We start from the raw sequence: 9630 nt of genomic DNA on the forward strand, positions 1-9630 counted from the left end.
CCATTCTCGCTTAACAGGCCTTTCGGGCCTGTGAAGCCAAGAGTGAATTTTATTGTGGGCCGTTACTCTTCTAGCCCGCCCGTAAACAGCCTCATGCTCCCCCTCTCCCCCACCTATGCTAAACTTTAAGTTAAAGTGTCTGTAAACTTTACTCAAACTTCAACGAGAATATATGAGTTATTCCATAGGCCTTTTGGCAACCACGCTGTCCACATTTCTGCAAATCTATGTAGCCCTGATGATTATTCGGGTGCTGTTAAGTTGGTTCCCTAACATCAATTGGTACGACCCCCCGTTTTCAATTTTGAGTCAGTTAACAGACCCTTACCTCAATCTATTCCGCTCGATTATCCCCCCCTTGGGAGGGATTGACTTTTCCCCGCTGATTGCGTTTTTTGTACTTCAGTTCGGCTCGGAATTTTTGATTGGTCTTTTGACCAGCTTGCAAACATCCTTGTAGTTTGAAAAGCTTAAGTTTTTAAGCATCGAGCGTAAATTGTTTGGCCGACCTAGCTGCCGGCAACTAAATTTTAGATTTGACATTTTTAGATTAACTCCCCGGTTGAAAAGCTGGGGAGTTAATCGTAAATTAGAAATGAGAAATTGCCGGCCACTCAACAATCGAAAATCGAAAACTGCATCGCAATTTCACGGGCAGCCAATCTAAAATCTCAAATAGTTTCGTTAGCGGCGAACCACGCCAGTAAAACCTGTAGCTTTAAATTGCTTGAGCTTCAAAGGTGTTCGTTGATTGGCGGCAACCGAAATTCTGAGCTGAAAATCGCTAACTCCGGGAGGAACTTCTTCTATAGAACCCAAGCGAGTCCGGTTTTGCATCACCGGATTGTCGTCAGCATCATAAATGCGGCCGAAAATATCGGCATTGACAACTGGTTTGCCGGTGCTATTTTCAGCTTTCCCAGTAATCAAAAAGCAGGTAGCTTCCATAGAACTGCCACTGGTGACTGTTCCTTCTCCCATTTCGGCTGGACATTCGCGATAAGAAAGGTCGGAAAGTTTAATCGGGGTCAGAGCCCAAGCAGGTGGAGTGAATACCAAACTAAAAATTCCGATTAGGCAAGTAGCAAAAAAAAGGCTGATAGCTCGAAATTTCATAAATGGCGGGGTAAGTATATTTTAATTCTCAGCTTAGCGCGAATTCAGCCTCAAATTTCTACTTATATGAATTCGGAAAACTACAGCACTTTTTGAAGCAATGGCATTAGTCTAGACCTAAATGCTGTCGCAAAGCTTGGCGCATCACATCCACTGGGACGGATTCTTTATCTAGCCAAATTTTTAAGGCGGCTGCTCCTTGTTGAACTAGCATTTCAAGTCCGTCAATAGCTCGCGCTCCCCGAAGCTGTGCATCTTTGAGAAACTGGGTAGGATTAGGGGTGTAAATTAAATCATAGACGATCGCACCTGCGGAAATTCGATCGATCTCACCAGCCGCAACCGGCGACTTTTCCCCCTGCGGATACATCCCCACAGGCGTCGTGTTCACCAGCAAATCTGCCTGCGAGATTAAGCTTGACAAATTATCCCAAGTATGCACCTGCAAATTCTGCACGGGCATCGGAGAATTGACCCAACTCTGCTGAAATTCCGCTAAATTTTGTTCGTTGCGGCCGACAACGTGAATCTCTGCACATCCCAATTGAGCGCATCCAGCCACAACAGCTCTCGCCGCCCCGCCATTCCCCAAAATTACCGCTACTTTCTGACTCCAATCGGAAGCCCCCCTAGCCCCCCCTTGGTAAGGGGGGGGACAGGATTCGACAGCCCTATTTCCCGTTTCTAAGGGAGAAATCGCTTCTACTTTCTGACTCCCATCGGAACCCCCCCTAGCCCCCCCTTGGTAAGGGGGGGGACAGGATTCGACAGCCCTATTTCCCGTTTCTAAGGGAGAAATCGCGTCTTTAGCCCCCCCTTGGCAAGGGGGGGTTGGGGGGGTTTGCAGGGGCGCGAGAAAGCCTTCAACGTCTGTATTTGTACCGCACCAACCTTTGTCAGTCAGGTATACGGTATTGACTGCGCCGATCGATCGGGCGATCGGGGAAACTTCTGACAACAGCGGTAAGATTGCTTGTTTGTGGGGAATCGTGATGCTAAATCCCCGAACGCCGATCGCCGCAAATCCTGCAAGAGCAGCTTTTAAATCCCCTGGTTTTACCGGAAACGGCAAGTAAACAAAATCGACTCCCAAGTGGGAAATAGCAGCATTGTGCATCGCCGGCGACAAAGAATGTTCGACGGGATGACCAATTACTCCTAACAGTTTAGTCGTGCCTTTAATCATTTTTGTTAGTTGACTGTTGACTGTTTATGATTAGGCGGAGATAACTCTCAACCATCAACCATCAACTCTCAACCATCAACTGTCAACTGTCAACTCTCAACTCTCAACTGTTTCCCGAAACTCTTTGGCGTCAGCCAAAATCGGATTGACATCAAACCAATAATCTTCGCCGTAACGGTATTCAAAAACCCAGAGACTCCGCAGCAATATTTGGTATTTAGTTTCCCCGTTCACAGTTTTGGTAACGGATACTTGGCGCAGCAATTGCCACTCATCAGGTTCGATCGCCAAAGTAAGCTGGTGGCGGCGCTGGACGATCACATTTTCCAAAGTTTCCCGCGACAGAGGAGGGTCTTGTTTCTGCAGACAGCCATACAGTAGTTGCAGCAAATTGCGGACATGACCACCGCTAACTCGACACAGGCGATCGAGAGTTTCCGCAGAGTCGAAAACTTTGCCCACCAAAGCATAGCGCTGTGAAGGATGCACGGTGGGAAAAGCCCGCGCCAGAACCATTTGCCGCAGCAATTCCACACCCTCAGAGCACTCAGAACCGTCGCTAAACTGCACCGGCACCATCGGCAAAACCTTCGGATCTACCCCAAATCGATTGGTCAACTGGCCCAAATCGTTAGAGAAAATCAGCACCAAAGGAATTGTATACACGACGTGGCAATTTAGTCTTGCCAACTGTTCGCCGCGATCGACAAACAGATATTCCGGCTGCAGTCGCCCCGTCGGTTTCGCGCACAGGTGTATGCGATCGAGATTGTCGATAATTACTACAAGTCCTTGTTTCCCTTGGCGTTTGAGTTCTTGATTAGCCGGCTCCAGCAACTCCTTATTAAGCGCATCTAAAATTACGTTAGTTCGGGGCTCCAAATATTGCCTCAACTCCGATCGCAGATTCGGAGCATCTTTCGCCTTAGCAGTAATTTTCCCAATTCCCAAAGACAGAGAAAATTCTCCCTCCGTGCTGGCATTTATTTCCCCAAAACCAGGGACATTAGCTTCAGCGCTCAAGTCTATTTGAGTTTGAAAAACATCAGCAACCCCTTTGAGCAAAGCTTTAAAACCCCTCGGTTGCAGCTTGATTTTCATTTTCTCAATGCTTTCGCTCACCTGACGAGCAACGCTCAACAAAATGTCAGTGATATCTACATCTGCCATGTCTAAGTCTTTACTCGACTCAAAATAAACAACATGAAATCCTTGTTGCTGCAATTGAGCTTGTAGCCGCAGCAATTCAGTTGATTTACCAGAGCCGATGTGACCGGTGAATAATTGACAGGTAGGTGCATCCGGGGACAGACGGCTGATGGTGCGCTCCAATTGTTCTACGATCGTGCCGCCCCGCACTGAAGAGAAATCGATATAGTATTGTCGGTCTTGTTGATTTGCTACTGCCAGGGTGTAGCTGGGATTGCAGGCGCTATAAAATTTCTGTAAATTTAGTTCCATACCCTGTTCCATCTTTCACAACATTATGCCCTAATTCCTTATTCGTTTCGCTACTTTACTAATCCGAACAAGTGGCCCGTTTATTGTGCTGTTTTATTTTGCGGTCAATATCTTGATGTAGCTCATACAATTTTAGATTTTAGATTTTAGATTTTAGATTTTAGATTTTAGATTTTAGATGGGTAATGACTCATCACTATCGGGTTTGGGTTCTTCCCTCCCTGGCTATTCTTTTTTTAAACTTTTATCATAATACGCGCTAACCAATTATACCTAATTTTTGCCTATAGGGAATGAAGGGAAATCACTAATACCCGATAACTAGGCAATCGCTCTGTCTGTGCCGATCGCAATTTTGTATATTGAAATCAACGACGAAGAGTGGGCGGTAATGTTCTCGCGTTAAAGTGGCTATTTGAGTACGGTTAACCGAATATATAAAGGGCGGGTGCAAGTTCCCGCCCCGACTTCATAAACCAATATATTGTGTTTTCTATGCTGAATTGTCCGATAAATTATCTATATTCCGCCTCGGATACAAAAAATACTTGTTGTCAGTTTGAATAAAAAAAACACGCTAGTATAGAAACCGCCAAGGCGGTTGCTATATCCCCATTAACCGATTAATCATGGCTGTAATTACTAATCCTAAGATTAGCGAAATCAATCAGCTAATCCGCATTTAAATTGCATAGTAAAATAAAATTTTTTTCTTGTGGGGAGTAGGGGTTGGGGCCGAAAGCCCGCCGTTAACATACAAATTAAATGCACAACAGCTTAGATCAACAAACCCATATTCTTTTCGTCCTATACTTTGTAGTTTGGTATTCTTGAGTGGCAGTTAGTTTGATTATTCAAATCCTAAATATACTCAGTACAGTCAGAGACCATACTGAATTGCCAACCATTTCTCACGCTTGCCTGCCCGTTATCAAATTTCTCAGTCTCATCAAACTGTGGTTCAATTTAGTCCACTTAAGTGGACTTCAGCTATGAGACAGGGATTGAAATCCCTGTCGGATTCTCGGACTCATCGATCGACCCCGATCGCACTTTTGGGGCGATCGGGTTTTGCTTTCAGTCCGCCGGGGATTTCAATCCCTCTCGGACTATGGGACTCGCAGATCGATCAACAGCGTAACATCACCAAAAATCCCCCGCTACAGCATTACCATAGCGAGGGATTTTTGTCAACCTAGAAAATCAACTTTCTTGCAGTTTGTTGTTAGCTTCTGTCAGTAGCAGCCACAGGCTCAAAACTCGGAACCACAATTTCACCATTCTGCTTAGTCAACTGGTTGTACAGTCTTTCAGTATTCGGGAAATTAGCAGCCGGTAGAGTCGGGAAGCGGCGGTAAGGAACAGTATCCTCACCAAAAGCCTCAGCATATTCAACGCTGTTCAACATCGCGTTGATAAAGCCCTTAATCCCTTTACTTGCCAAGATTTGGTTGTACGTCCGAATCTCCGCTTGATTGCGGGGAGCACGGCCCAAGAAGTGCTTGGTTCCCAACTCAATTACCTTAGTATTGGGATAAGGTGCGTAGAACTGTTTGACGTACAGCGACGAGCAGCCCAAAGCCTCAATGAACTCCTTGAGATTGATTTCATTGTTGCCCAGTTTGCTTTCCAGCGCCGTGAATTCATTCTTCACAACGTAGGGATTCAAGTCGCGTTCAAAAACTTGACGGTAAGCAGCTTGAATTAAAGTTTTCAAAGCTACTTTGTCCGAAGTAGTCGTCAGCTTGAACACCTTAGTTTGTTCGCGCCGCTTGCTGACACCTTGAGCGAGGCTATTTTGTAACTCGAAATCGCCCCGATCGAGCGCAGTGCCGAGTTCAATAAATCGAGGAGTTTCAGGAGTCTTAGCTTGGACATTTTGCTCAGCGACGGAACCCGATCGCATCGTCCGCATCGACAAACCACCGGGAGTCACATAGCGCTCGTAGGGCACTGTATCTTCCCCGAAAGCTTCGTTGTACTCCATGCTGTCCATGATGCTATCGACTAGCGCGTAGAAACCCTTCTTAGCGCAAATGTCAAAGTAAGCGTTCATTTCCTGGCGGCCATAGGTAGGGCGTCCCAGGAGTCGGCGGTGAATGTACTCGATCGCCTTACAAACGTAGAGCTTGCTCCAGTACATATTGCGGAACACATCAGACTTCGCCAACATCCGAATAAACTCGCGCATCGGAATCTCGCCGTTTTCCAGCTTAATTTCCGCCACCTTTTGGCGCTGGCCGTCGAACACGTCGCGACCGAACACTTGCAGGTAAGCAGCCCGAATCACCGCTTGGGTGGAACTTTCGGTAAATTTGACACTGGAAGCATTGCTGTAGCTGCTGGAGGCACCGCGGGCAGTTTTCTTGGAAGCAACATAGTTGCTCGGTAACTGGTCTAATTTAAAGACCTTGGGGCCCAGAGAACCAGGAGCAGCACCGCGAGCCGCCGGATTGCTCAACTGATTGTCAATCCCCGCACCTTGACGGATCAGGATACGGCGGGTGTCTTTGCCGAAGGGAGCCGGACGGCTCTTGGGGTTGCGAGTTTCTTTCGGGAAAATCGCGCCGAACTGAATTTCTAAGGGGTCATTGCCAACACCGTAAACGTGCTGGTCTGGCAGAGGCTGGGTGTAGCCAGCAAACAAGGTGATGAACTGAGGAACCTTGCGGAACGGAGCGCTGAAATTGAACAAATCAATTTGCGGGCCCCAGTTGCGACACTCCTGAGCTTCTTGGCCCAAACCGCGTAGGTAAGGCACTGTTTCTTCGCCGAAGTAATCGGAATATTCTTGCGAATAGACCATCGCGTCTACGAGGGCTGGCAGGCCGCCTTTGCTGACGATCGCAAAATACTTGCTAAATTCCTCCCGCGAGCTCAAACCGCGGCCCAAGAAGTGGCGGGCGGCAAGTTCTACAGCGCGGCTGTTGACAAACGGCTCGTAGAATTGCTGACGGTACAGAGGAGATTTGCCAAGGCGGCGAATAAACTCTTTCATCGAGATTTCGCCATTTTTGACCTTGGATTCCAAGTCAGAAATGCTTTGGCTGTATGCGCGGCTAATGTCGCGCTCGAATACTTGGCGGTAAGCTGCTTTGATTACTTCTAGCTTTTCTGCCGAAGACAGACCGGTTTTCATGACGAATTTCGATCGCCGCTCGGCTGCGTTGAAGTAGATTTGGGGCAGTTGCAAGCCTTGCTGGTCGTTGCTTTCGCGCTGCCGCACCTTGTCTGAAGGTGTGGGAGCTTTGAATTCGGTAATTGCTACGTCGAAATACTGTCCGACGATCGCAGCGGCCTCTGCATTGTTTTTGAAATATCCCAAAGATGCAGCCTTCATTTCCTGCATTGCCACAATTGTGGCCGCTGAAGAGCAAGCATTTTCGATGATTTCCCGCAATCCGCGCACGTTCACCGAAATAATGTTCGGGTCGCCAGCGACAATTGCGTAGGTGATGTAACGCAAAAACCAGCTCAAATCCCGCAGAGATTTGGTCATGTTGCCCGGGCCGTAGCGCGAGACATTGATCGGCTGAAATCCTGCTGGGATTGGGCCGCTGTAGCCGCCACCGTTGCCAGAAAATAGATTTCCTAGCCCCAAGAAACCACCGCCACCGCCACCGCCGTTGCCGCCGCCTGCGCGACCTTCAACGTAGGTAACAGTTCCCAGTTTCATGCCTTCAGAGACATTGCCCGATCCGCCGCGAGCCGCGCCTGCTACAGCCATCGCAGGTTCTTGTGGTCTTTCCAAAAATGCCAGCGGGGAACCGCCGGTAAAAATCCGGTTGGCTGCGCGGGATACTATCAGTTCCGAGTTTTGGGTCAGCGTCGCAGAGATATCGATCCGAAGAGCCCCGGAACTGAAATAACTTGCCAGTTCGCTGAGTTCGCCCCGCTGTAGAAAGCGGTCTTGCTGTTCTGCTTGCGAAATTGTTGCGACCGGTACAGTTTGATATAGTTGCGGACGCGCAACCGAGCTTCCACCACTTGCTTTTACAGTCATTAGACTCTTTCGCTCCCTATCTAAATCGTTGCAGCATTTAACCAGACTAACCTTGCCTTCTCATGCAGGTCAAAGTAGGTATTTTTGCTTTGTTTACTTTTTGCCTTTACCTGTCACGAGGTTCGGGCGCGCTTACTTTCTTAGATTAAAATGTTTTGGTTTCATCTTTCTGCCTGCGGGTAAATGTCCGATCCGAAGGCAGGCACGGGGTACTCCCTCCGCTGCGATCCGTCGGTATACCCGTGGAAAAAAAGACTCGGCAGGAGAGTTGCCTTTGGGCGATTGCAGCCAGTGCCTTGAATTAAAGGAAAAGAAAATCAAAAATTTTCTTCTGCCTGTTTCGGGGCTTTTGACTTTCTACGGAAAGACGCCTCCGCTTTACCCGACAGTTCAGCGGTGGGCTATTGACAGTCCTCGTTTGTTAAAAAGCCTGTCGAGATTTATTGTATAGATTTAAGAGAGCTTATATGAGAAAAAATGATAAGTTTTATTACGCAGAAGCTGTCAACCGATTTTAGATTTTAGATTTTAGATTTTAGATTGAAGAATCGACCCCACCGATAAATCCGGGGGGCGCGGATCAAATTGCTGTCGGTCAGTGGTCAGCGGTCAGTTGTCAGTCCAATCCCGAATCCCCAAGCCCAACAAATGTCACCTATGGATACTACACCCGATATCAGTGCTGCCGTGCGGCGGCTGTACGATACTTTCCCTTTCCCGCCCGATCCTTTGTCAGATGAACCGCCCCCTGGGTACAACTGGCGCTGGAGTTGGCCTGATGCTTACAATTTTTGCACCGGCCAAAAGCCGCGAAAACTCGATATTCGGATTTTAGATGCTGGCTGCGGCACAGGTTCGAGCACCGATTATCTGATTCACCTCAATCCCGAAGCTTCGGTAACGGCGATCGACCTGAGTGAAGGTGCTTTGAAAGTAGCACAAGAACGCTGTCGGCGCTCAGGAGCGCGCGAAGCTGATTTTCGCCACCTCAGCTTGTACGATGCCGCCGAGTTAGAGGGCGAGTTTGATTTGATTAACTGCGTGGGCGTGCTGCACCACTTACCCGATCCGATCCGGGGCATTCAAGCGCTGGCGGCGAAGTTGGCCCAGGGCGGTTTGATGCACATTTTTGTGTATGCTGAGCTCGGACGCTGGGAAATTCAATTGATGCAAAGGGCGATCGCACTTCTTCAAGGCCCGAAAAAAGGTGACTATCCCGATGGTGTGAAAGTCGGTCGTCAAATCTTTGCTTCTTTACCAGAAAACAACCGTATTGTCAAGTACGAAAAACAGCGTTGGGCAGGAGAAAATCAGCGGGACGAATGTTTTGCTGATATGTACGTTCACCCGCAGGAAATTGACTACAATATAGAGACTTTGTTCGAGTTAATTGATGCTTCGGGATTGGAATTTATCGGTTTTTCAAATCCGGGATATTGGCAGTTAGAAAGACTTTTGGGCAAAGCACCGGAATTGATAGAAAGAGCTCAGGGTTTGACGGAACGGGAGCTTTATCGATTAATTGAATTGTTGGATACGGAAATCACTCATTACGAGTTTTTCTTGGGCAAAAAGCCTGTTAATAAAATTGATTGGTCGGACGATCGGGCACTTTTGGCGGCAATTCCAGAGTTGAGTGGTTGTATGCACGGTTGGCCTAGTCAACAAGTGTTTGATTGCAATTACCAATTGCTCAATTTGTCAAGTGGGGAATTTGAGTTTTTGCAAGGTTGTGTACCCCCCCCAGCCCCCCCTTGCCAAGGGGGGGAGAAAGAGGGAACCTCGCCTGGGCAAGGTAAAGGAGAGAAGACTGTTGGGGAGATTTTGGGGAATGTGGAGATGGGATTGGATGAAGTGCGATCGA

7 protein-coding genes are annotated in these 9630 nt (G+C 47.9%); 3 read left to right on the plus strand and 4 right to left on the minus strand.

The genetic code is table 11. The annotated features are described in order from the left end of the window. The first annotated feature begins 172 nt into the window (after nucleotides 1–172). Nucleotides 173–460, plus strand: a complete 288-nt coding sequence (locus tag QUB26_RS08405) for a YggT family protein (RefSeq protein WP_333236668.1) — start codon at nucleotides 173–175, stop codon at nucleotides 458–460. Nucleotides 461–684: 224 nt separating this feature from the next. On the opposite strand, the gene QUB26_RS08410 is transcribed toward QUB26_RS08405, so the two are convergent. From QUB26_RS08410 to QUB26_RS08420, 3 genes are all read right to left on the minus strand, one after another. Then, nucleotides 685–1116 (minus strand): hypothetical protein, encoded by a 432-nt coding sequence (locus tag QUB26_RS08410; RefSeq protein WP_333236665.1) that lies wholly within the window; start codon nucleotides 1114–1116, stop codon nucleotides 685–687. Between the two features lie 106 nt (nucleotides 1117–1222). Beyond that, nucleotides 1223–2302 (minus strand): shikimate dehydrogenase, encoded by a 1080-nt coding sequence (locus QUB26_RS08415; RefSeq protein WP_333236663.1) that lies wholly within the window; start codon nucleotides 2300–2302, stop codon nucleotides 1223–1225. A gap of 96 nt (nucleotides 2303–2398) precedes the next feature. After that, nucleotides 2399–3763 (minus strand): P-loop NTPase fold protein, encoded by a 1365-nt coding sequence (locus tag QUB26_RS08420; protein WP_333317479.1) that lies wholly within the window; start codon nucleotides 3761–3763, stop codon nucleotides 2399–2401. 992 nt (nucleotides 3764–4755) lie between these two features. Between QUB26_RS08420 and QUB26_RS08425 the strand changes: the two genes are divergently transcribed. Further along, the gene (locus QUB26_RS08425) at nucleotides 4756–4962 is read left to right on the plus strand and encodes a hypothetical protein (RefSeq protein WP_333317481.1); all 207 of its coding nucleotides are present in this window, start codon (nucleotides 4756–4758) and stop codon (nucleotides 4960–4962) included. Between the two features lie 26 nt (nucleotides 4963–4988). On the opposite strand, the gene QUB26_RS08430 is transcribed toward QUB26_RS08425, so the two are convergent. Further along, a complete protein-coding gene (locus tag QUB26_RS08430) occupies nucleotides 4989–7766 on the minus strand; it encodes a phycobilisome rod-core linker polypeptide (protein ID WP_333317483.1) in 2778 nt (925 codons plus the stop codon). Nucleotides 7767–8423: 657 nt separating this feature from the next. Here QUB26_RS08430 and QUB26_RS08435 point away from each other — a divergent pair. Next, nucleotides 8424–9630: class I SAM-dependent methyltransferase (locus QUB26_RS08435; protein WP_333317485.1), on the plus strand; the 1207-nt coding region annotated here is incomplete at its 3' end.

The organism is Microcoleus sp. B4-C1 (genome assembly GCF_036705285.1).
Taxonomy (GTDB): domain Bacteria; phylum Cyanobacteriota; class Cyanobacteriia; order Cyanobacteriales; family Microcoleaceae; genus Microcoleus.